Consider the following 20652-nt stretch of genomic DNA (forward strand, 5'->3'; position numbering starts at 1 on the left):
CACCTGGACGGACCGCGCCCGTCGGCGGGACTCATCGGTCCGCACAAGATCGTCAGGGCGACGCACGCCCGCGTCGACACGTTCGCCGACATACCGACCGCGCGGTATGCTGCCTGGAGCCCGGCGTCGAGGCCGGGTCCGAGCGAGAGATGAGGTCACCGATGACCGACGTGCCCGGCCTGGACCGAGCGGGGCTGTCCGCCTGGTTGACACGCGAGCACCCGGAGCTCGCCCCCCACCCGGGCTCCCCCCTGACCGCCGAGGTCATCACCGGGGGGCGCAGCAACCTCACCTACCGCGTCGACGGCGCCCGCCGACCGCTCGTGCTGCGCCGCCCGCCGCTCGGCCACGTGCTGTCCAGCGCCCACGACATGCGCCGGGAGCACCGCGTCATCTCCGCGCTCGGGCTCAGCGACGTCCCGGTGCCCGCCGTCGTCGACGTCGTCGACGACACCACGGCCCAGGAGGTCACCGGCACCACGTTCTTCGTCATGGAGCACGTCGCCGGGACCGTCCTGGCGCGGCCCGCGCAGAACGCGTCGTACACCCCCGCCGGGCTCCACCGCCTCGGCATCGCGCTCGCGACGACCCTCGCCGACCTGCACGCCGTCGACCCCGACGCCGTCGGGCTGGGCGACTTCGGGCGCCCCCAGGGCTACCTCGACCGGCAGCTCACCACCTGGCGCCGCCAGTACGACGCCTCCCGCTCCCGCGACCTGCCCGAGCTCGACGCCCTCCAGCAACGCCTCGGGGCCGGGCTGCCGACGACGTCCCGCACCGGCATCGTGCACGGCGACTACCGCCTCGACAACGCCCTCGTCGCCGGGACCGCCGACCACCCGCACGTCGCCGCCGTCCTCGACTGGGAGATGGCCACCCTCGGCGACCCCCTCGTCGACCTCGGCCTGCTCGGCCTCTACTGGGACATCCGGGACCTCACCGGCCACGACACCGTCGTGTCCGCCGTCGTCCCCGACGCCGGCTACCCCACCTTCGACGAGATCGTCGACACCTACGCGGCCCGCACCGGCACGGTGGTGCCCGACCTGTGGTGGTACCGCGCCTTCGCGGCCTACAAGCTCGCCGTGATCCTCGAGGGGATCCACTTCCGCTACCGCGCCGGCGAGACCGTCGGCGACGGCTTCGACGCCATCGGCGACCTCGTCGCCCCCCTCGCGGCCGACGGGCTCGCCCGCGCGACCGCCCGACCCAGGAGCGCCTGAATGGACTTCGCCCCCGACGCCCGCACCGCCGAGCTCACCGAGCAGGTCCGGACCTTCGTCCACGACCACGTCCTGCCCGCCGAACCCGTCCTGGACGCCCAGCTCGCCGCCACACCCGACGACTGGACCTTCCGGCCCGTCGTCGACGAGCTGCGCGCCAAGGCCAGGGCCGAAGGGCTGTGGAACCTGTTCCTGCCCTCCGCACGAGGGGCCGGCCTGACGAACCTCCAGTACGCCCCGCTGGCCGAGCTGACCGGCTGGAGCCCGCGTCTCGCCCCCGTGGCCATGAACTGCGCCGCCCCCGACACCGGCAACATGGAGCTCCTCGCCGAGTTCGGCACCCCGGCGCAGCAGGAGCGCTGGCTCGCACCGCTGCTGGACGCCCGCATCCGCTCCGCCTTCTCCATGACCGAGCCGGACGTCGCGTCCTCCGACGCCTCCCAGATCGGCACCCGCATCCGCCGCGACGGCGACGAGTACGTCGTCACGGGCCGCAAGTGGTGGTCGACCGGCGCGATGAGCCCCGACTGCACGCTGCTCGTCGTCATGGGCAAGACCGACCCCGACGCCGACCGGCACCGTCAGCAGTCGATGGTGCTCGTCCCCCGTGACACCCCGGGCGTGCGCGTCGTGCGCCCGCTGACCGTCTTCGGCTACGACGACCGCGACCACGGCGGGCACGCCGAGATCGTGTTCGACGACGTCCGCGTCCCCGCGTCGCACCTCCTCGGTCAGGAGGGCGACGGCTTCGCGATCGCCCAGGCGCGGCTCGGACCGGGCCGCATCCACCACTGCATGCGCGCCCTCGGCACCGCCGAGCGGGCGCTCGCGCTCGCCGTCGACCGTGCGCACGACCGGTCGACGTTCGGCGTGCCCCTCGCCCAGCAGGGCGTCGTGCGCGAGTGGGTCGCCGAGGCCCGCGTCGAGATCGAGGCCCTGCGGCTGCTCGTCCTCAAGACCGCGTGGCTCATGGACACCGCCGGCAACCGGGCCGCCATGACCGAGATCCAGGCGATCAAGATCGCCGTCCCGCGTGCCGTGCAGCGCATCCTCGACCGCGTCGTCCAGCTCTTCGGCGCCGCCGGGGTCTCCGGCGACCAGCCGCTCGCGGAGATGTTCGCCGGGATCCGCTCGCTGCGGATCGCCGACGGCCCCGACGAGGTGCACCTCGCCTCGCTCGGCCGCGCGCAGCTGCGCCGCTGAGCGACGAGCCGACTCCAGTCAGCGCAAGAAGGCGCCAGTCAGCGCAAGAGAACGCGAGTCAGCGCACGACAACGCGAGTCAGCGCAGGATCCTCCCGGATCCCGCGCTGACTCGCGTTCGCTTGTGCTGACTCGCGCCACACCGTGCTGACTCGCGCTTTCTTGCGCTGACTCGGCGCCACCCGTGCTGACCCGTGCTCACCAGCGCTGACTCGTCGCGTCGCCTCCGGGGGACGACGACGGGACCCGACGCTCCGGGGGGATGGAGCAGCGGGTCCCGTCGGACCGGTCCGCCCGGCGGGTCCGCCGGGCGGCAGATCGTCACTCGGCCGGGACACCCTCCCCCTCGACGGGCGGAGCGGACGGCTCGGCGGTGGACACGGTGTCGCCGTCGAGGCGGTAGGTGGTGCCGACGAAGTCCTGGACGCCGTCGACGACGGTGGTGATCCCGACGGTGTCGTAGCCGCCGTGGTCGTCGGCCGAGTAGGCCAGCGGGGCGATGCCGTTGCCGGTCACCTCACCGGACTCGAGCGCCTCGACCAGCGACTCGCGGGTGGGGTCCTCCCCTGCCCGGGTGAGCGCCTCGACGAACGCGTACCCGACGCTCATCCCGAAGACGGTGTTCCCGTCGAACGGGGCGCCGTCGTTGTACTCCTCGTTGATCGAGGTGAAGAGCTCGACCCAGTCGCTGTCGGGGCTGAAGGGCAGGTAGTTGACGGACACGAACCCCTGGAGGAGCTGCGGGGCGGCCTCGCCGAGGAACCCGGTCAGGGTCGGGTAGTCGCCGCCGGCGGACGCCGCCATCCACGTGGGCATGAAGCCCATCTGGGCGGCGGTGCCGACCGCGAGCGCAGTGAACCCGTTGACGGTGGCGAGCATGACGACCTCGCAGCCGGCGGCCTGGAGGGCGCCGATCTGTGCGGTGACGTCCTGGTTGGACGTGTCGTACGTCTCGGTGGCGGTGACGCCGTCCTCGCCGAGGGCGATCTGGACCCCCTCGAGGAACGTCTCGCCGTAGTCGTCGTCCTGGCCCAGGACGCAGACGGAGCTGTCGGCGTGCTCGTCGGCGGCGTACTGGCCGAGCGCGGAGCCCTCGACGTGGTAGTCCGCGTTGTACCCGAAGGTGTAGGGGTACTCCTCGGGGTCGTTCCAGGCGGTCGACCCGGAGGAGACGAACAGGTCGGGCACCTCGTTCTGGTTGAGGAAGTCCAGGACCGCGGAGTGGGTCGGGGTGCCGAGCCCGTTGAGGATGGCGAACACCTCGTCCTGCTGGACGAGCTCGCGGACGACGGTCTGGGTGGTGGCGGGGTTGTAGCCGTCGTTCTTGACGAGGTACTCGATCTGCCGGCCGTGCACGCCGCCCTGGGCGTTGACGTGGTCGAAGTAGGCCTGGGTGGCGGCGGAGATCGACGAGTAGCCGGCGGCGGCGGGCCCGGACAAGGGCTGGTGGGTGCCGATGGTGATGGTCTCGGCGCTGACGCCGGGCGAGGCCTCGTCCGTGCCGCCGCAGGCGGCGAGCGGGAGGACGAGCGCGGCCGCGCCGAGGGCGGCGATGGCGCGCGCACGGGTGCGTCGGGTGGTGGTGGTCCGCATGGAGGTCACCTCTCTGTGAGCGTTCGCGGGACTTTCCGGCCCGGCCGGAGCCGGTGGGTGAGGGAGCTGACGCGGCCGCCGAGGGCGTGGGACAGCCCTCCCGGCCACACGACGGTGACCGCGACGAGCAGCGCACCGAAGACGAGGACCGCCGCGTTGCCGGCCAGCCGCTGCTCGAGGTCCGCGGGCAGCCCGACACCGGTCACGACCGTGTCGATGAGCCAGGGCACGAGGACGACGAGCGCGGCTCCGACGGCGGCGCCGCCGATGCTGCCGAGACCGCCGACGACGACGGCGACGAGCAGCAGCAGGGAGTAGGCGAGGTCGTAGGCACCGGGGCTGACGCTCTGGGTGACGACGGCCAGGACGGCACCGCCGAGCCCGGCGGAGAGCGCGCCGGCGACGAACGCGCCGGTCTTGACCCGGGCGGGCGAGATCCCGGCGAGGCGGGCGGCGGTCTCGTCGCCGTGCACGGCGCGCATCCGCAGCCCGGCCCGCCCGGAGCGCAGCAGCGCCAGGGGCGTGACGGCGACGGCGGCGACGAGCACGGCGATCCAGGCGTGCCACTGCTCGACCCCGACGACGCCCCGCAGGCCGTCGGGGACGCCCTCGAACGGTGCGCCGACCCCGGCGGCACCGCCGAGGACGGGCACCTGGGTCGTGATGGCGGGCAGGGCGATGACGAGCGCGAGGGTGAGCCCGGCCAGGTAGGGGCCCTTGAGGCGGGCACCGGCGAGGCCGAGCAGGAGGCCGACGGCGCCGGCCAGCACCAGGGCCCCGGCGATGCCGAGCGCGAACCGGGCGGGTCCGCCCAGCCCGGCGTCGGCGGCGGGGGTCGCCGTGAGGGCGTACCCGTAGCCACCGGCGGCCATGAGGACGGCGTGGCCCAGGGAGAGCTGCCCGGTCAGCCCGACCAGGAGGGTCAGGCCGGCGGTGGCGCAGAAGACGGCCGCGACGACGGCGAGCTGGTAGTTGCGGTAGTCGTCGAGCACGAAGGTCGCGCCCACCGCCAGGAGGGTGCACACGGCGGCGCGCAGGAGCACGGCGCGGGTCCGCTGTCGGTCGGTGGTCATGCGGTGCGGGCCTCCTTGGCGGCGAAGATCCCCCCGGGCCGCACGAGCAGCACCCCGGTGAGCAGGACGAGCACGGCGATCGGCGCGAACCCCGCCCCGAGGAACCCGGTGACGAGGCTGACGAGCACGCCGACGACGACGCCGCCGACGAGCGCGCCGACCGGCGAGTCGAGGCCACCGAGGACCGCGACCGTGAACGCGTGGACGAACAGGACGTCGCCGCTGTGGGCGTTGAGCCCCAGCTCGGTGGGCACGAGCAGCATGACGGCCAGGGCGGCGACGGCCGCCGACAGCATCCAGCCGAGCGTCACCATGCGGGGCACGCGGACGCCGAGGAGCCGCGACACCTCGGGCGCCATGGCCGAGGCCCGCATCTGCAGGCCCAGCCCGGTGGCGTTGAACAGCACCGCGAGGGCGACGACGACGCCGAGCGCCACGAGCAGGACGAACAGGTCGTAGGGCGACAGGACGGGGACGCCGCCCACGACGAACGGCTGCTCGGACAGGGGCGCCTGGACGGGGCGGTGCCGCGGCCCGAACGCGATCCCGATCGCGGACTGCAGCACCATGACCAGCCCGATGGCGACGATCATGCCGGGCAGCGGCGTGGTGGCCGGGACGAGCCGGATCAGCCACCGTTCGACGGCGTACCCGACGGCCGCGCCGGTGGCGGTCGCGACGACGAGCCCGAGCCAGAACGACCCGGTGAGGTTCGTGACGGCAAGGCCGACGAAGACGGCGACGACGGCCATGGCGGCCTGGGCGAAGTTCACGATGCGCGCGGCGCGCCAGATGATGACGAGCGAGAGCGCGAAGAGGGCGACGACGAGGCCGCGGGCGATGCCGGTGGCAAGGAGGAAGGCGAGACGGTCCATCAGAACCCCAGGTAGGCGTGGCGGAGGGCCGGGTCGGCGGCGAGCTGCGCGGCCGGGGCGTCGGCGACGACCTCCCCGAGGCCGAGCACGATGCCGCGGTCGGCGATGGACAGGGCGCTGGTGACGTTCTGCTCGGCGAGCAGGACGGTCAGCCCGGTGCGGCGTGCGGCCTCGCGCAGCGTCCCCAGGAGCTGGGCGACGACCCGTGGCGCGAGCCCGAGGGAGGGTTCGTCGAGCAGCAGGACGCGCGGCCGGGACACGAGCGCGCGGGCGAGGGCGAGCATCTGGCGCTCGCCGCCCGAGAGCTGGTGGCCGTAGGCCTGCCGACGGCGGGCCAGCGGCTCGAGCTCGTCGTAGAGCTCGTCGACGGCGGCGCGTCGCGCCCGTCGTCCCGGGATGCGCCAGAGCGCCCCGAGCTGGAGGTTCTCCTCGACGGTGAGCTCGGCCACGACGCTGCGCCCCTCGGGGACCTGCGCGAGCCCGCGGCGGGCCCGGTCCTCGACGGCGAGCCCGGTGAGGTCCTCGGCGTCGAGGACGACGCGGCCGCCGCGGAGCGGGACGAGCCCGGACACGGCCCGCAGCAGGGTCGTCTTGCCCGCGCCGTTGGCGCCGAGCAGGGCGACGACGTCGCCGGCGGCGACCTCGATCGTCAGGCCGTCGAGGACGGGTGCCCCGGCGTACCCGACGACGAGGCCGTCGACGGCGAGGAGGGTCCGGGTCGTGGTGGTGGGCTCGGCCGGCGCGGTCGTGCCGTTGCTGCTCGCGCTCATACCGCGGCCTCCAGCCCCAGGTAGGCCGCCTCGACCGCAGGGTCGTTGCGGACCTCGTCGGGCGTGCCGCAGGCGACGACCCGTCCGAAGTCGAGGACGACGACCTGGTCGGCGAGGCCCATGACGAAGTCGACGTGGTGCTCGACGAGGAGCACCGAGCAGCCCTGTCCGGCGAGCTCCCGCACGACGCGGTCCAGCTCGCCGATGTCCTCGGCGCCGAGCCCGCCCGCGGGTTCGTCGAGCAGCAGCAGCCGCGGCCGGACGACGAGCGCGCGGGCGAGGGCGACACGCTTGCGCTCGGGGTAGGGCAGGGCCGCGACGGGGGTGTGCGCGTGCGCGGCGAGACCGAGACGGTCGAGGGTGCCCAGAGCCGCGTCGACGTCGTCGGCGTGCTGCCGTCGGCGCCGGGCGAGGGGCACGAGCACGTTCTCCAGGGCGGTCATCGCGTCGAACAGCCCGAGCCCCTGGAGCGTGCGCGCGACCCCGAGGTCGGCGAGCCCGGTGGGGCCGGCGGGCGCCGGGCGCCCGCCGACGCGGATCTGCCCGGCGGCGGGTCGGACGAGCGCGCAGACGGCGTTGAACACGGTCGTCTTGCCGGCCCCGTTGGGGCCGATGAGGGCGACGGTGCGGCCGTCGTCGACCGTGAAGCTGACGTCGTCGAGCGCGGTGAGGCCACCGAAGGCGACCGTCAGGCCGGAGACCTCGAGACGGGGGACGTGAGCGGACATCGGCACCTCTTCGTGTCGGACGTGGGACCACCGTAGCGCATAAACCGACTGGCCGGTATGTCGGTCTGGGAGATGTTGCACGTTCGTGACTGGGCCTCGGACTACGCGGAGCACGTGGTCCCGGGTCCGCCCCGCAGGCCGACCCTGGAACGGACCTGCCCACCGTCGAAGGAGCCACCATGTCAACGCTCGCCCACCGGTCACGCCGCCTCGTCGCGATCGTGCTCGCCGTGCTGGTCGTCCTCGGCCTCGCGCCGCTCACCGCGTCCGCCGGTCCCGCCACGGACGCCGCCGCCGGGCGGCACGACCGTGCACGGCCCACCGTCGTCCTGGTCCACGGGGCGTTCGCCGACTCCAGCGGCTGGACCGTGGTCGCCGAGAGGCTCCAGGCGGACGGCTACCCGGTCGTCGCGTTCTCCAACCCCTTGCGCGGCATCGACCACGACGCGGAGTACCTGCGACTGTTCCTCGGCACGATCGAGGGCCCCGTCGTCCTGGTCGGGCACTCGTACGGCGGCGCCGTCATCACCGACGCGGCGACCGGCAACGACCAGGTGCGGTCGCTGGTCTACGTGGCGGCCTACGCCCTCGACGAGGGCGAGTCGGTGGCCGCCGCGAACTCCCTGGGCGGCGGGCACTCCGACGTGATCGACCACCTCGTCCTGCGTCCGTTCCCCGGCGCCGCGGTCGGCGACTACGACGCGTACATCGACCCCGCGTGGTACCCGCGCCTCTTCGCCCAGGACCTCCCGCGTCGCCTGGCCGCCACGATGGCCGGCACCCAGCGCCCCGGTGCCCTCGCCGCCCTGGTCTCGCCGTCCGGCGAACCGGCGTGGCGGACGATCCCGAGCTGGTACGTGGTCGCCACGGAGGACCGCATCATCCCCCCGGAGGCCGAGCGCGCGATGGCCGCCCGGGCGGGCTCGACGACGATCGAGGTCCGCAGCTCGCACGTGGTGATGATGACTCGCCCGCTCACGGTGGTCTCGGTGATCAAGGCGGCCGCCCGGTGAGCGCCGGCCCGGTCGCCACCGGGCTCAGAGGTGGCCGACGCCGTTGATCATCCCGCCGTCGACGACGAGCTCGGCGCCCGTGACGTAGGCGGACGCGTCGCTCGCCAGGTAGAGGAGGGTGCCCGTCAGATCGTCGGGCCGGCCGCCCCGGCGCAGCGGGATCGGCAGGCCGCTCGGGTCGATCCGGGCGGTCATGTCGGTCTCGACGAATCCGGGGTGGACCGAGTTCACCCGGATGCCGTCCGCACCGAGCTCGACGGCGAGCGACTTCGTCAGCCCGCGCACGCCGAACTTGGACGCGACGTACCCGTGCAGGTGGGTGCTGCCCCGCATGCCCTCGACGGACGAGATGTTGACGATGGACCCGCCGCCCCGGGCCCGCAGGGCCGCGACGACGGCACGGCAGCCGAGGTAGACGCCGGTGAGGTTGACGGCGATGACGGCGTCCCACTTGGCCCGGGGGTAGTGCTCGATCGGCCCGGCGTTCGCGATGCCCGCGTTGTTGACGAGCACGTCCAGGCCGCCCCAACCGGCCACGACGTCCGCCACGACGGCGGCCCAGCCGTCCTCGTCGGTGACGTCCAGGCGGGCGAACCGCACCCGGTCGCCGAGGTCGGCGGCGAGCGCGCTCCCCTCGTCCTCCAGCAGGTCGGCGACGACGACGCGCGCACCGGCGTCGTGCAGCGCGCGCACGTACGCGGCACCGATGCCGCGTGCCCCGCCGGTGACCAGGGCGACACGGCCGGAGAGGTCGAACAGGGTGGTGGCCGCCGCGGTCACGACGCGACCTGCACGACGAGGCGGCCCGTGGTGGCGCCGGTCGCGAGCAGCTCGACCGCCTCGGGGGCCTTGTCGAACGGCACGACGTCGGCGACGACCGGACGGATCACCCCGTCGGCGGCGAGCCGGACGAGCTCGGCGTGCGCGGTGTCGACGAGCGCGGGGTCGCGCTGCGCGTACAGGCCCCAGTGCAGGCCGACGACGGAGTAGTTCTTCACCAGGGCGTGGTTGGCGCGCACCGGCGGGATCTGGCCGCTGGCGAACCCGACGACGACGATCCGCCCCTCGAACGCGACGCACTTCGTGGACGCCTCGAACGAGGCCCCGCCCACGGGGTCGAACACGACGTCGGCACCGTGGCCGCCGGTGATCTCCTTGACCGCGGCGGCGACGTCGTCGGAACGCAGCAGGACGTGCTCCGCGCCGGCGGCACGGGCGACGGCGGCCTTGGCGTCGCTGCCGACCACCCCGATCACCCGGGCGCCCGCCGCCCGGCCGAGCTGGCAGGCCGCCGTGCCCACGCCACCCGCGGCGGCGTGCACGAGCAGGGTCTCCCCGGCGGCGAGCCCGGCGCGACGGTGCAGGCCGAACCACGCGGTCTGGTAGGCGACCGTCAGCGCGGCGGCCTGCGCGTCGTCGAGCGGGGCGGGCGCGGGGTGCAGCAGGGCGGCGGGGAGGACGACCTCCTCGGCGAGCACGCCGATGTGGGACCCGACGACCCGGTCGCCGACGGCGACGCGGTCGACCCCGGCGCCGACGGCCGTGACCTCGCCGCACAGCTCGATGCCCGGCACGAACGGCGGCTCGGGGCGGACCTGGTACTGCCCGCGCGCCAGGAGCACGTCGGGGAAGTTCACCGCGACGGCCAGGACGCGGACGGACGCCTCGCCGGGCCCGGGCGGCGGGACCTCGACGTCGTCGAGGCTCATCACCTCGGTGGGTTCGCCGGTGCGGTGCACGCGCCAGGCGCGGGTGGTGCGGGTCATCCGTCCTCCACGGTGATGCTTCGCAGGAAGAGGTCGGCGAGCTGGCTCGCCACCTCGGTCTTGGACTCTGGTCCCGACGGCGAGTACCAGTACGACAGGTAGTGCACGTCGGAGTAGAAGTGGGCGATGAGCACGGGCCGCGGGACGTCCGTGCGCACCACGCCCTCGGCCTGCGCGCGGGCCACGAGCGCCGCGAACTCGTCGTGGTACTCGCGCCGACGACGGGTCACCTCCTGGTTCCGCGCCGGGGTCAGCATGTGCATGCTCCGGAAGAACACCGTGCCCTCGGGCATGAGGTCGATGGACGTCTCGACGACGTCGACGCAGACGGCCCGGATGACGTCGAGGGTCGCGCCGCCCTGCGCGACGATCTCGTCGAGGCGGCGCTTCTGGAGCGTGAGGATCCGGTCGTAGATGGCGAAGAGCAGGTCGTCCTTCGACTGGAAGTAGTGGTACATGGCGCCCTTGGTGACGCCGGCGGCCTCGACGATCTGCTGGACGCTGGTGGTGGCGTAGCCCTGGCTCGCGAAGAGGTCCAGGGCAGCCTTCAGCACGGCGTCGGCGACGGGGGTGGTCTTCATGAGGACATCCTTCACCCGAGCGGCAGGATCGACGCGCCACCGTCGATCCGGAGTGTCTGGCCGGTGATCCACGCCGCGTCCGACGACAGCAGGAACGCGACGGGGCCGGCGACGTCCGCGGGCTCGCCGAGCCGCCGGAGGGGGTACCCGGCGGCCACCTCCTCCTCACGGTCGACGTAGAGCGCCTCGGCGAGGCGGGTCCGCACGACGGCGGGGGCCACGGCGTTGACCCGCAGGCGCGGGGCGAGCTCGTGGGCGAGCTGTGCGGTCAGGTTGATGAGCGCCGCCTTGGAGACGCCGTAGAACGCGATGTTCGGGCTCGCGGTGGTGCCGGCGATCGACGCCGTGTTCACGACGGAGTCCGCCAGCCCGGCCGCGACGGCGTCGCGCGTCCACTCCAGGGCGGCGACGACGTTGACGTCGATGATCTTGCGGATCACGGACGGCTCGGTCTCCAGCGCGGGCCCCCAGGCGGGGTTGATGCCCGCGTTGTTGACCAGGTGGTCGAGTCGGCCGTGCCGCTCGAGGGTGTGGGCGAGCACCTCGTCGCGGTGCGCCGGGTCGTCGGCCTTGCCGGCGACGGCGGAGGCATGATCCTCCCCCAGCTGCGCGACGGCCGCGGCGAGGCTGTCGGCCTTGCGCCCCGTGAGCACGACCCGTCCGCCCTCGGCGACGATCCGCTCGGCCACGGCATAGCCGATGCCGCGGCTGCCGCCGGTGATGATCGTGACCTTGTCCTCGAACCTGCGCACCCGTCACCCCGTCGAACGTCGTCGTCCCGGTCGCCACCACCGCCTGGCGTACCGTCTGGTCGGTTTGTGATGCCGACTCTAGCACCGCTCGGCGTCGCGCGGGACCGCCGACCGGGCGGAACCGGCCCGGCACCCACGTTGCCCCCGCGAGGAGGTCGCGGCAGGGTGGGGCCATGGACTTCACGCGCCCGATCCCCCCGGACCCGTACTCCCTGCTCCCCGTCCCGGCGACGTTCACCCTGACCAGCCCCGACCTCACCGACGGGGCGGCGATGTCGGCCGAGCACGCCGTGGACGGCGGCAACACCTCCCCCGAGCTGTCCTGGTCCGGCTTCCCTGCCGACACGCGGTCGTTCGTCGTGAGCTGCTTCGACCCCGACGCGCCGACGCCCTCGGGCTACTGGCACTGGCACCTGCTGGACGTGCCCGCGGACGTGACCTCGCTGCCGCGCGGCGCCGGGTCCGCGGACGGCGCGCTCCTCCCGGCCGGAGCGTTCCAGCTCACCTCCGACGGCGGCCAGGAGGGCTTCGAGGGTGCCGGTCCGCCGCCCGGGGACCACGCGCACCGCTACGTGTTCGCGGTGCACGCGCTCGACGTCGACTCCCTCGGCCTGTCGACCGACAACACGAACGTGCACGCCGCGTTCAACGTCTACTTCCACACCCTCGCCCGGGCCACCCTCACCGGGACGTACCAGCGATGAACGACCCGACCGCCGCGCTCCTGCCCACCCTGGGCGACCTCGACTGGGTGCCCGCGGTCGGGCGCCCCGACCTGCTGGCGGACCCGGTCGCGGCGGTGCTGACCGCGTGGGCCGGCGTCGACGACCGGGCCGCGACGAGCGTCGCGGTGGCCGAGATCGACCCCGACCACGCGGACACCGCCACCCTCAACACCGTGCACGGGCTGCCGCCCGAGGCGTCGGCCAACTGCGTCGTCGTCGCGGGGCGCCGTGGGGAGGTCGAACGCGTCGCCGCGTGCGTCGTCCCCGCGACCACGGCGGCGGACGTCAACACGCGCGTGCGCAAGCTCCTCGACGTCCGCAAGGCGTCGTTCCTGCCGATGGAGCGCGCCACCCGCGAGACCGGGATGGAGTACGGCGGCATCACCCCGCTCGGCCTGCCGGCGGGCTGGCGGGTGCTCGTGGACGAGCGGTTCCGCGCGCCGGGCTCCCTCGCGCTGATGGGTTCGGGCCTGCGCCGCTCGAAGGTGCTGATGCCGGGACCGCTGCTGTGCGAGCTGCCCGGGGTCGAGGTCGTCGCGGACCTCGGGGTCGTCAGGGGCTGATCAGCACTCGGCGCGGCCGCGGCGCCAGTAGCCCATGAAGGCCACGGACTTGCGGTCGACGCCGCGGTGCGTCACCAGGTGGCGGCGCAGCGTCTTGATGACGCCCGCCTCCCCCGCGAACCACGCGTACAGCGTCGTGTCCTGGACGAGCGGGCGGCCGTCGGCGTCCACCGGGACCTCCCACAGGACGTCGGTGTCGATGTCGACGTCGGCGAGCTCGCCGTCCAGGTCGACGCCGGCGGCCGTGATCGCGGGGGCCGGCACGCCGGGCACCTCGTCGACGGACGCGCGGACGCCGAGGGCCAGCATGCGGTCGGCGGCACCCTGGACGGCGGGCACGAGCAGGTCGCCGTGCTCGCGGTCCTCGCGGGCGAGCCAGGTGACACGGACGCCCGCGGGTGCGACGAGGGTCCAGCGGTCCTCGGCGTGCGGGACCTCGAGGAAGACCTCGCCCACGGCGTCGTCGGGCAGCGACTCGCAGATGGAGGCGATGGCCGGCACCGCCGTCTCGTCACCGGCGAGGAGCAACGCGTGGCTGGTGGCCGGCGGGTTGAACTCGAGCCCGCCGTGCGGGCCGTCGTGCGCGGCGTCGGGCCCGATGATCACGAGCGGCGAGCCGGGGCGGGCACCGTTGGCCCAGCGTGACGCGGGGCCGGTGTCGCCGTGCAGCACGATGTCGACGTCGACCTCGCGCAGGTCCGGCCGCACCGCGCGCACCGTGTAGGTGCGCAGCGGGTTGCGACGCTCCTCGGGCAGCTCGCGCCACGTCGTGAACCAGTCGGGGTTCTGGCGGTCGAGGTACTCCCAGCCGCCGCAGGGGGCGGGCAGGAGGAACTTGATGCGCTGGTCGCGGCCGTTGTCGGCGAACCGGTCGAGGTCCTGGCCGGTGAACGTGATCCGGACGAAGGACGGGCAGAGCCGGGTGACCCGCGAGACCTCGACGTCGAACATCTTGTAGGGCGTCGTCACGCTCGTGGTCTCAGCGGTGGCCGTCTGCGTCATGCAGGCAAGCCTAACCTCGCCAGGAGGGTGGTTGGCAACCACCGTGACCCACGCCACACCGGTCACCTGGGAACACGTCCCACCGGGGCACGGTTGACGCGGGCATGCCCACGGTTCACGTCGACATCTGGTCGGACATCGCCTGCCCCTTCTGCTACGTCGGCAAGCGGAACTTCGAGTCCGCCGTCGCCGCGAGCGACGTCGACGTCGAGGTGACGTACCGCTCGTTCCAGCTCTCCCCCGACATGCCCACCGACGTCTCCGGCACCCACGCCGAGATGCTCGCCGCGAAGATGGGCGTCGACGTCGACACCGCCCGCGGCATGGAGGCCCGCACCACGGGCCTCGCCCGCGAGGTCGGGCTCGACTTCGACTACGAGGCGCTGCACCCGGCCAACACCCTGCTCGCCCACCGGCTGCTGCACCTGGCCAAGGCCCACGGCCTCCAGGGCGAGATGAAGGAGCGGCTGCTGGCCGCCTACTTCACACAGGGCCGCCACGTCGGTCGCCTCGACGAGCTCGTCGACCTCGCGGCCGAGGTCGGGCTCGACGCCACCGAGGTCCGCGCCGCGCTGACCGGCGACGACTACACCGCCGACGTCGAGCAGGACGTCGCGCAGGCCGCCGCCTACGGGATCCGCGGCGTGCCGTTCTTCGTGCTCGACGGCCGGCTCGCCGTGTCCGGCGCGCAGCCTCCCGAGGTGTTCGCGAGCGCGCTGCGCCAGGCCACGGAGCAGGTCGCGTGACCGGGACCGTCCCCACGACCGACGGCCTCGACCCGGCCCCGGCGGCAGCACCCACCGCCGCAGCCTCGCCGTTCGTCGTCGTCGGCGGCGACGCGGCGCTCTGCGAGGGCGACGTGTGCGCCGTCCCGACCGCACCGGACGCGCCCGGCGGCGTCCTCCCGCTGGCGGCTCCCCCGGCCACCTGATCTGATCGGAGCACCACGACCGACAGGGGTGCGCGATGGGGATCGTCACACGCGGGTTCGGCGGGCGCCGCGAGGTCGACCCGGACGTCCCACCGGGGCAGTACGTCACGGACGACTTCCCGGTGCTGTCCACGGGGCCGACGCCGAACGTCGACGAGGACCGCTGGTCGCTGGAGGTCCGGACCGAGACCGGTGAGACACGGCGCTGGGACTGGTCGGCCCTGCTCGCGCTGCCGGCCGAGGACGTCACCACCGACATCCACTGCGTGACGCACTGGTCGAAGCTCGGCACCACCTGGCGCGGCGTCTCCGTGGACACGCTGCTGGCCGACGTCGAGACCTCCGCGGACTTCGTCATGGCGCACTCCTTCGGCGGGTACACCACCAACGTGCCGCTGGAGGACCTCACCGACGGCAGGGCGTGGATCGCCTACGAGTTCGAGGGGGAGCCCCTGGACCCGGTGCACGGCGGCCCGGCCCGGCTGCTGGTGCCGCACCTGTACTTCTGGAAGAGCGCGAAGTGGGTGCGCGAGCTGGAGCTCATGACGACCGAGGACCTCGGGTTCTGGGAGGTCAACGGGTACCACGCCTACGGCGACCCCTGGCTCGAGCAGCGGTACGCGTGACCCCCTGGCTCGCCGCGACGGTGGTCGGCACCCGGGCGCTCACCGCGGCGTCGCGCACGCTCGTCCTGGCCGTCCCCGGCTTCCAGGGTGCGCGGCCCGGCCAGCACGTCGACGTGCGGCTCACCGCTCCCGACGGCTACCAGGCGTCCCGGTCGTACTCGCTGGCCGCGACCGGCACCGACGAGCGGGTCGAGCTCGCCGTCGCCGCCGTGCCGGACGGCGAGGTGTCGCCCTACCTCGTCGAGGTCGCCCGTCCCGGCGACGTGATGGAGGTCCGCGGGCCGCTCGGCGGCTATTTCGTCTGGGACCCGGCGGATCCCTCCCCCGTGCTGCTCGTCGCCGGCGGGTCCGGCGTCGTGCCCCTGGTCGCGATGCTGCGCGCCCGTGCCGCTGCGGGGAGCGGCACGCCGTTCCTGCTCGTGCTGTCCGTGCGGACGCGCGCCGACGTGATGTTCGCCGACGAGCTGAGCGACCCCGGCGACGGGGTGACCGTGCGTCGCGTCGTCACCCGCGAGGCCGACGGCGACCGGCCGGCGGGCAGGCTCGGCGCTGCCGACCTCGACGCCACCGGCTTCGGTCCCGACGACGCACCGGCCGTGTTCGTCTGCGGCCCCACCGGGTTCGTCGAGCACGCCGCCACCATGCTCACCGGGCTCGGCCACCCGGCGGCGCGGGTGCGGACCGAACGCTTCGGAGGCACCTCATGACGCTCCCGCGACCCCTCCCTCTGGACGGCAACGCCGCCGCCGGTCCCCTCGCTGCCGTGCTCGCCGGCGACGCCACCACCGCCACCGCCCGCTGCGCCGGGTGCGGCGCCACCGCTGTGCTGGCCACCGCCGTCGTGTACCGCACCGCCATGGGCACCGTCGTGCGCTGCGCATCCTGCGAGCAGGTGCTCGCCGTCGTGGTCGAGCGCCCCGCCGGCGCGACCGTCTCCGTGCGCGGGTGCGCCTGGGTGCGCGTCGCGGGGTGATCGGGCGGCGGCGCCCACGGCCGCGGGTGCATGATCGTTCACCTCTCCGACGTGTGCACGTTCGGTGACATCGGCACGACGCCGGTCAGGCCGTACGCGTCGCCCAGAACGCCACGGCCGACGCGGCGGCCACGTTGAGGGAGTCCACCGCCCCGGCCATGGGGATCTTCACCACGACGTCCGCAGCCGCGACGGTGCGCGGCTTGAGGCCGTCGCCCTCGGCGCCGAGCACCAGCGCGAGCCGCTCGGGCGGGTCGGCGGCGAGGTCGTCGAGGCTGACCGCGTCGTCGCTCAGCGCGAGGGCCGCGACGGCGAACCCGAGACCGCGCAGCAGGTCCGCGCCACCGACGTGCCCGGCGTCCGAGGCGACCGGCCAGTCCGGGATCCGCGTCCACGGCACCTGGAACACCGTGCCCATCGAGACGCGCACCGACCGCCGGTAGAGCGGGTCCGCGCAGCGCGGCGTCACCAGCACCGCGTCGACGCCCAGCGCGGCGGCGCTGCGGAAGATGGCCCCGACGTTCGTGTGGTCGACGATGTCCTCCAGCACGGCGACGCGGCGCGCCCCGGCGCCGTCGCGAGCGGCACCCAGGAGCTCGGCGACGTCGGGCAGGACGGGGCGGTGCATGGCCGCGAGCGCCCCGCGGTGCAGGTGGAAGCCGGTGATCTGCTCCAGCACGGGCTCGTCGGCGACGTAGACGGGGGCCTCGGGGTGCTCGGCGAGCACGTCGGCCATCGACTCCAGCCAGCGGTCGGCCATGAGGAAGGACCGGGGCCGGTGCCCGGCGGCGAGGGCGCGGCGGATGACGTTGGACGACTCCGCCATGAACAGCCCCTCGGCGGGCTCGCGGACGGTGCGCAGTTTGACGTCGGTGAGGCCGGTGTAGTCGTGCAGGCGCGGGTCGGCGGGGTCGGTGACACGGACGAGGGCGGGATGGTTCACCCGGTGATTCTCCCAGGCGCACCGGGCACGCCGGGCGGTGCCGGGGTCAGGACGCCGGGACGAGCCGGGCGGTGAGCTCGCGCCACACCTGCGTGCCGACGCCGCCGGGGGCACGGTCGAACACGTGGTCGGCGGCAGGCACGAGGACGACGTCGTGGGTCACGCCGTGGGTGCGCAGCACGTCGCCGAGCTGCTGCGTCCCGGCGGCGGGCACGAGGTGGTCGGCGGCGCCGTGCACCATCAGGGTGGGCGGGGAGACGTCGGTGACGTGGACGGCGGGCCAGATGCTCGCGTACCGATCGGGCACCTCGTCGGGGGTGCCACCGGTGTACGTCTCGGCGTAGCGGCGGGCGTCGGCGCCGAGCAGCGGGTCGGGGTTGTCGTGGAACGCCACCGGCGAGGCGACGGGGTACAGGGCGCTGACGGCGGTGACGGGCGGGACGGGACCCTCGCAGGCGGGCGCCAGGGTGCCGGCGGCGCCGCGGTAGGCGACGTCGAGGGCGAGGTTGCCGCCGGCGGAGTCCCCGGCGAGGAGCACCCGGCCGGGGTCTCCCCCGTGGTCGGCGGCGTGCTGCCCGAGCCAGACGAGCGCGCAGGCGACCTGGGCCTCGGCGGTGTCCCAGCGGGGGGTGGTGGCGGTGGCGAGCGGGTAGTCGACGCTCGCCACCAGGTAGCCCTGGTCGGCGAACCAGGTGGCGTGCGCGGCGGTGCCCGCCTGTGCGCGGTGCCCGCCGGTCCAGCCGCCGCCGTGCACCAGCACCACGACCGGCGCGGCGGCGGCCGACGTGCCGGTCCCGCCGTCGGGCAGCCACAGCGACAGGCCGAGGGGGACGCCGTCCTGCTCGCCGTAGGTCACGTCGACGTCGTGGGCGCGGCGGTCCTGCGACACCCGGAACATCTCGGCGATGTCGACGGCGACCTCGTGCTCCTGCGCGACGCGCAGCTGCACGGTGACCACGACGACCGAGCACACGGCCGCGACCAGCCCGGCGCACACCACCACGACCCGCGCGACCGAACCGTGCCGCAGCAGCGCGACGGCTCCGAGCAGGGTGACGACCAGCCCTGCCACGGCGAGCCAGACCGCCCACGCGGACGCCTGCGCCCCGAGATGCCCGAGGCCCGGCACGCCGGGCAGCAGCGCACCGACGGCGACGAGGGCGAGCAGCACCGCGACGACGGCGAGCACGACGACCGTGACGCTGCGCCGACGCCCGTCACGTGGCCTCCGGTCGTGGTGGTCGTCGTCACGGGAGCCGGTCGTCGCGGCCCCCGACCCACCGGCGCGGACCGTCGGGGTCCGGCCGGTGGGCGGGGCGGCGTGGTGGGGCGGGTGCGCGCTCATCGCGGACACCCTCCCACGGACCGGCCCGCTCAGTCACCGTCCTCGTCGTCGTCCGTCAGGGGGGCGGCGAACTGGCTGGCGTACAGCCGGGCGTAGGCGCCGCCCGCCGCGAGGAGCGTCTCGTGGTCGCCCTGCTCGACGATGCGGCCGTGCTCCATGACGACGATGAGGTCGGCGTCGCGGATCGTGGAGAGCCGGTGCGCGATGACGAAGGACGTCCGTCCGACGCGCAACGCGTTCATCGCCTGCTGCACGAGCACCTCGGTGCGGGTGTCGACCGAGCTGGTGGCCTCGTCGAGGACGAGGATCTCCGGGTCGGCGAGGAACGCCCGCGCGATGGTGAGGAGCTGCTTCTCCCCCGCCGACAGCGCGGTGGCCTCGTCGTCGAGCACGGTGTCGTAGCCGTCGGGCAGGGTGCGCACGAACGGGTCGACGTGGGTGGCACGCGTCGCCGCGAGGAACTCCTCCTCGCCGACCTCGGCACCGTCGCGCACGCCGTACCGCAGGTTCTCCTCGATGGTGCCCTTGAACAGCCACGTGTCCTGCAGCACCATGCCGATGCGCGAGCGCAGGTCGTCGCGGGTGAGGGCCCGCGTGTCGACGCCGTCGAGGGTGATGCGCCCGCCGTCGACCTCGTAGAACCGCATGAGGAGGTTGACCAGGGTGGTCTTGCCGGCGCCGGTCGGGCCGACGATCGCGACGGTCCGACCGGGCTCCGCGACGAGGTCGAGGTGCTCGATGAGCGGCTCGTCGGGGACGTAGGAGAACGACACGTCCTCGAACGCGACCCGGCCCTGCACGGTGCCGAGCTGCTCGGGGTCGGCGGGGTCGGGGTCCTGCTCCGGGGCGTCGAGGAGCTCGAACACCCGCTCGGCCGACGCGACGCCGGACTGCAGGAGGTTCATCATCGACGCGATCTGCGTCAGCGGCTGCGTGAACTGGCGCGAGTACTGGATGAACGCCTGCACGTCGCCGATGGACAGCTGCCCCGACGCGACCCGCAGACCGCCGATGACCGCCACGAGCACGTAGTTGAGGTTCGCGAGGAACCCCATCGACGGCTGCATGGTGCCGGAGATGAACTGGGACTTGCGGGACGCCTCGTAGAGCGCGTCGTTCTCGGTCGCGAACTTCTCCGCGGCGGCGGCCTGGTGGCCGTACACCTTGACCAGGGCGTGCCCGGTGAACATCTCCTCCACGTGCGCGTTGAGCCTGCCTGTGGCTGCCCACTGGGCGACGAACTGCGGCTGCGAGCGCTTGGCGATCTGCATGGTGAGGATCACCGACAGCGGCACGGTGACGAGCGCGACGAGCGCCAGCACCCAGGAGATCCAGAACATCATCGCGAGCACGCCCACGACGGTGAGCAGCGAGGTCACGAGCTGCGCGAGCGTCTGCGTGGTCGTCTGGGCGACGTTGTCGATGTCGTTGGTGACGCGGGACAGGATCTCGCCGCGGGCCTGCTTGTCGACGTGGCTCAGCGGGATGCGGTGCAGCTTCGCCTCGACGTCGTCGCGCAGCCGCCGCATCGTGTTCTGCACGGCGACGGTCATGATGCGCGACTGGAGCCAGCCGAACAGGAACGCACCGACGTAGATCGCGAGCACCCACAGCAGGATCTCGCCCAGGCGGGAGAAGTCGACACCCTGGCCGGGCACCACCCCGTCCATCGACGCGAGCATGTCGGCCTGGGTGTCGTCGCCCGCGGCGCGCAGCCCGTCGACGACCTGCGCCATGGTCGCACCCTCCGGCAGGCCTCGGCCGACGACCCCCGCGAAGATCACGTCGGTGGCGTCGCCGAGGATCTTCGGGCCGACGACGGTGAGGGCGACCGAGACGATGCCGCACAGCGTCAGCCAGACGACGCGTGCCCGCTCGGGGCGCATGACGACGGCGAACCGGCGCAGGGAGCCCTTGAAGTCGAGGGCCTTGGCCACGGGGGCCCCGGCCGCGCCCATCGGGCCGCCG

The 20652-nt window shown here is 74.0% G+C and carries 23 protein-coding genes; 10 read left to right on the top strand and 13 right to left on the bottom strand.

Annotated features, from left to right (window positions below; genetic code table 11):
- Positions 1-161 precede the first annotated feature (161 nt).
- Positions 162-1223, top strand: coding sequence for a phosphotransferase family protein (locus I598_RS04115; RefSeq protein WP_068201519.1), 1062 nt, complete (start codon positions 162-164; stop codon positions 1221-1223).
- Complete coding sequence (locus tag I598_RS04120) at positions 1224-2426, top strand: acyl-CoA dehydrogenase family protein (protein ID WP_068201522.1); 1203 nt, start codon at positions 1224-1226, stop codon at positions 2424-2426. It begins immediately after the preceding gene.
- Between the two features lie 320 nt (positions 2427-2746).
- On the opposite strand, the gene I598_RS04125 is transcribed toward I598_RS04120, so the two are convergent.
- Genes I598_RS04125 through I598_RS04145 form a run of 5 tightly spaced genes read right to left on the bottom strand, consistent with a single transcriptional unit; the run spans position 2747 to position 7464 of the window.
- Positions 2747-4018: an ABC transporter substrate-binding protein gene (locus tag I598_RS04125; protein WP_068201523.1), complete on the bottom strand. Its 1272-nt coding sequence runs from the start codon at positions 4016-4018 to the stop codon at positions 2747-2749.
- 5 nt (positions 4019-4023) lie between these two features.
- Complete coding sequence (locus I598_RS04130) at positions 4024-5091, bottom strand: branched-chain amino acid ABC transporter permease (protein WP_068201525.1); 1068 nt, start codon at positions 5089-5091, stop codon at positions 4024-4026.
- Complete coding sequence (locus I598_RS04135) at positions 5088-5966, bottom strand: branched-chain amino acid ABC transporter permease (RefSeq protein ID WP_068201526.1); 879 nt, start codon at positions 5964-5966, stop codon at positions 5088-5090. Before I598_RS04135 ends, I598_RS04130 begins: the two co-directional genes overlap by 4 nt.
- Positions 5966-6736 carry an ABC transporter ATP-binding protein gene (locus I598_RS04140; RefSeq protein ID WP_068201527.1) on the bottom strand — a complete coding sequence of 257 codons (771 nt, stop codon included), beginning with the start codon at positions 6734-6736 and terminating at the stop codon, positions 5966-5968. The genes I598_RS04135 and I598_RS04140 overlap by 1 nt, the downstream gene beginning before the upstream one ends.
- Positions 6733-7464 carry an ABC transporter ATP-binding protein gene (locus I598_RS04145; RefSeq protein ID WP_068201528.1) on the bottom strand — a complete coding sequence of 244 codons (732 nt, stop codon included), beginning with the start codon at positions 7462-7464 and terminating at the stop codon, positions 6733-6735. Before I598_RS04145 ends, I598_RS04140 begins: the two co-directional genes overlap by 4 nt.
- Before the next feature lie 179 nt (positions 7465-7643).
- Between I598_RS04145 and I598_RS04150 the strand changes: the two genes are divergently transcribed.
- Complete coding sequence (locus I598_RS04150) at positions 7644-8477, top strand: alpha/beta fold hydrolase (RefSeq protein ID WP_068201529.1); 834 nt, start codon at positions 7644-7646, stop codon at positions 8475-8477.
- 24 nt (positions 8478-8501) lie between these two features.
- On the opposite strand, the gene I598_RS04155 is transcribed toward I598_RS04150, so the two are convergent.
- Genes I598_RS04155 through I598_RS04170 form a run of 4 tightly spaced genes read right to left on the bottom strand, consistent with a single transcriptional unit; the run spans position 8502 to position 11576 of the window.
- Positions 8502-9257 (bottom strand): glucose 1-dehydrogenase, encoded by a 756-nt coding sequence (locus I598_RS04155; protein ID WP_232314258.1) that lies wholly within the window; start codon positions 9255-9257, stop codon positions 8502-8504.
- Positions 9254-10243, bottom strand: a complete 990-nt coding sequence (locus I598_RS04160) for an NADPH:quinone oxidoreductase family protein (RefSeq protein ID WP_068201530.1) — start codon at positions 10241-10243, stop codon at positions 9254-9256. The genes I598_RS04155 and I598_RS04160 overlap by 4 nt, the downstream gene beginning before the upstream one ends.
- A complete protein-coding gene (locus I598_RS04165) occupies positions 10240-10824 on the bottom strand; it encodes a TetR/AcrR family transcriptional regulator (RefSeq protein ID WP_068201531.1) in 585 nt (194 codons plus the stop codon). Before I598_RS04165 ends, I598_RS04160 begins: the two co-directional genes overlap by 4 nt.
- Positions 10825-10835: 11 nt before the next feature.
- On the bottom strand, positions 10836-11576 hold the full coding sequence (locus tag I598_RS04170) for an SDR family oxidoreductase (protein ID WP_068201532.1): 741 nt from the start codon (positions 11574-11576) through the stop codon (positions 10836-10838).
- Positions 11577-11749: 173 nt separating this feature from the next.
- On the opposite strand from I598_RS04170, the gene I598_RS04175 reads away from it, so the two are divergent.
- Both I598_RS04175 and I598_RS04180 read left to right on the top strand, forming a co-directional pair.
- Positions 11750-12280, top strand: coding sequence for a YbhB/YbcL family Raf kinase inhibitor-like protein (locus I598_RS04175; protein WP_068201533.1), 531 nt, complete (start codon positions 11750-11752; stop codon positions 12278-12280).
- Positions 12277-12864, top strand: a complete 588-nt coding sequence (locus tag I598_RS04180) for a YbaK/EbsC family protein (protein ID WP_068201535.1) — start codon at positions 12277-12279, stop codon at positions 12862-12864. Before I598_RS04175 ends, I598_RS04180 begins: the two co-directional genes overlap by 4 nt.
- Here I598_RS04180 and I598_RS04185 read toward each other — a convergent pair whose 3' ends face one another.
- Positions 12865-13866 carry a siderophore-interacting protein gene (locus I598_RS04185; protein WP_068201536.1) on the bottom strand — a complete coding sequence of 334 codons (1002 nt, stop codon included), beginning with the start codon at positions 13864-13866 and terminating at the stop codon, positions 12865-12867. It abuts the gene before it with no gap.
- A 104-nt stretch (positions 13867-13970) separates the two neighbouring features.
- Here I598_RS04185 and I598_RS04190 point away from each other — a divergent pair, with 104 nt between their 5' ends.
- Genes I598_RS04190 through I598_RS04210 form a run of 5 tightly spaced genes read left to right on the top strand, consistent with a single transcriptional unit; the run spans position 13971 to position 16396 of the window.
- Entirely contained in the window at positions 13971-14612 is a 642-nt protein-coding gene (locus I598_RS04190) for a DsbA family oxidoreductase (protein WP_068201537.1), read from the top strand.
- Positions 14609-14797, top strand: coding sequence for a hypothetical protein (locus tag I598_RS04195; protein ID WP_068201538.1), 189 nt, complete (start codon positions 14609-14611; stop codon positions 14795-14797). Before I598_RS04190 ends, I598_RS04195 begins: the two co-directional genes overlap by 4 nt.
- A gap of 35 nt (positions 14798-14832) precedes the next feature.
- The gene (locus I598_RS04200) at positions 14833-15423 is read left to right on the top strand and encodes a sulfite oxidase-like oxidoreductase (protein ID WP_068201540.1); all 591 of its coding nucleotides are present in this window, start codon (positions 14833-14835) and stop codon (positions 15421-15423) included.
- Positions 15420-16130 carry an FAD-binding oxidoreductase gene (locus I598_RS04205; RefSeq protein WP_198155748.1) on the top strand — a complete coding sequence of 237 codons (711 nt, stop codon included), beginning with the start codon at positions 15420-15422 and terminating at the stop codon, positions 16128-16130. The genes I598_RS04200 and I598_RS04205 overlap by 4 nt, the downstream gene beginning before the upstream one ends.
- Positions 16127-16396 carry a DUF6510 family protein gene (locus I598_RS04210; RefSeq protein ID WP_068201544.1) on the top strand — a complete coding sequence of 90 codons (270 nt, stop codon included), beginning with the start codon at positions 16127-16129 and terminating at the stop codon, positions 16394-16396. The genes I598_RS04205 and I598_RS04210 overlap by 4 nt, the downstream gene beginning before the upstream one ends.
- Before the next feature lie 85 nt (positions 16397-16481).
- Here I598_RS04210 and I598_RS04215 read toward each other — a convergent pair whose 3' ends face one another.
- Genes I598_RS04215 through I598_RS04225 form a run of 3 tightly spaced genes read right to left on the bottom strand, consistent with a single transcriptional unit; the run spans position 16482 to position 20642 of the window.
- Entirely contained in the window at positions 16482-17339 is an 858-nt protein-coding gene (locus I598_RS04215; RefSeq protein WP_068201548.1) for a TrmH family RNA methyltransferase, read from the bottom strand.
- A gap of 46 nt (positions 17340-17385) precedes the next feature.
- Positions 17386-18684 (bottom strand): alpha/beta hydrolase, encoded by a 1299-nt coding sequence (locus I598_RS04220; RefSeq protein WP_157557155.1) that lies wholly within the window; start codon positions 18682-18684, stop codon positions 17386-17388.
- Positions 18685-18713: 29 nt separating this feature from the next.
- Positions 18714-20642 carry an ABC transporter ATP-binding protein gene (locus I598_RS04225; RefSeq protein ID WP_083973520.1) on the bottom strand — a complete coding sequence of 643 codons (1929 nt, stop codon included), beginning with the start codon at positions 20640-20642 and terminating at the stop codon, positions 18714-18716.
- Positions 20643-20652 lie beyond the last annotated feature (10 nt).

It is taken from the genome of Isoptericola dokdonensis DS-3 (assembly GCF_001636295.1).
In the GTDB taxonomy this organism is placed as follows: Bacteria; Actinomycetota; Actinomycetes; order Actinomycetales; family Cellulomonadaceae; genus Isoptericola; species Isoptericola dokdonensis.

Bases quoted from the DNA above. Each gene is read 5' to 3' on its own strand.
- I598_RS04115 (WP_068201519.1), top strand. From the start codon at position 162: ATGACCGACGTGCCCGGCCTGGACCGAGCGGGGCTGTCCGCCTGGTTG.
- I598_RS04120 (WP_068201522.1), top strand. From the start codon at position 1,224: ATGGACTTCGCCCCCGACGCCCGCACCGCCGAGCTCACCGAGCAGGTC.
- I598_RS04125 (WP_068201523.1), bottom strand. From the start codon at position 4,018: ATGCGGACCACCACCACCCGACGCACCCGTGCGCGCGCCATCGCCGCC.
- I598_RS04130 (WP_068201525.1), bottom strand. From the start codon at position 5,091: ATGACCACCGACCGACAGCGGACCCGCGCCGTGCTCCTGCGCGCCGCC.
- I598_RS04135 (WP_068201526.1), bottom strand. From the start codon at position 5,966: ATGGACCGTCTCGCCTTCCTCCTTGCCACCGGCATCGCCCGCGGCCTC.
- I598_RS04140 (WP_068201527.1), bottom strand. From the start codon at position 6,736: ATGAGCGCGAGCAGCAACGGCACGACCGCGCCGGCCGAGCCCACCACC.
- I598_RS04145 (WP_068201528.1), bottom strand. From the start codon at position 7,464: ATGTCCGCTCACGTCCCCCGTCTCGAGGTCTCCGGCCTGACGGTCGCC.
- I598_RS04150 (WP_068201529.1), top strand. From the start codon at position 7,644: ATGTCAACGCTCGCCCACCGGTCACGCCGCCTCGTCGCGATCGTGCTC.
- I598_RS04160 (WP_068201530.1), bottom strand. From the start codon at position 10,243: ATGACCCGCACCACCCGCGCCTGGCGCGTGCACCGCACCGGCGAACCC.
- I598_RS04165 (WP_068201531.1), bottom strand. From the start codon at position 10,824: ATGAAGACCACCCCCGTCGCCGACGCCGTGCTGAAGGCTGCCCTGGAC.
- I598_RS04175 (WP_068201533.1), top strand. From the start codon at position 11,750: ATGGACTTCACGCGCCCGATCCCCCCGGACCCGTACTCCCTGCTCCCC.
- I598_RS04180 (WP_068201535.1), top strand. From the start codon at position 12,277: ATGAACGACCCGACCGCCGCGCTCCTGCCCACCCTGGGCGACCTCGAC.
- I598_RS04185 (WP_068201536.1), bottom strand. From the start codon at position 13,866: ATGACGCAGACGGCCACCGCTGAGACCACGAGCGTGACGACGCCCTAC.
- I598_RS04190 (WP_068201537.1), top strand. From the start codon at position 13,971: ATGCCCACGGTTCACGTCGACATCTGGTCGGACATCGCCTGCCCCTTC.
- I598_RS04200 (WP_068201540.1), top strand. From the start codon at position 14,833: ATGGGGATCGTCACACGCGGGTTCGGCGGGCGCCGCGAGGTCGACCCG.
- I598_RS04210 (WP_068201544.1), top strand. From the start codon at position 16,127: ATGACGCTCCCGCGACCCCTCCCTCTGGACGGCAACGCCGCCGCCGGT.
- I598_RS04220 (WP_157557155.1), bottom strand. From the start codon at position 18,684: ATGAGCGCGCACCCGCCCCACCACGCCGCCCCGCCCACCGGCCGGACC.
- I598_RS04225 (WP_083973520.1), bottom strand. From the start codon at position 20,642: ATGGGCGCGGCCGGGGCCCCCGTGGCCAAGGCCCTCGACTTCAAGGGC.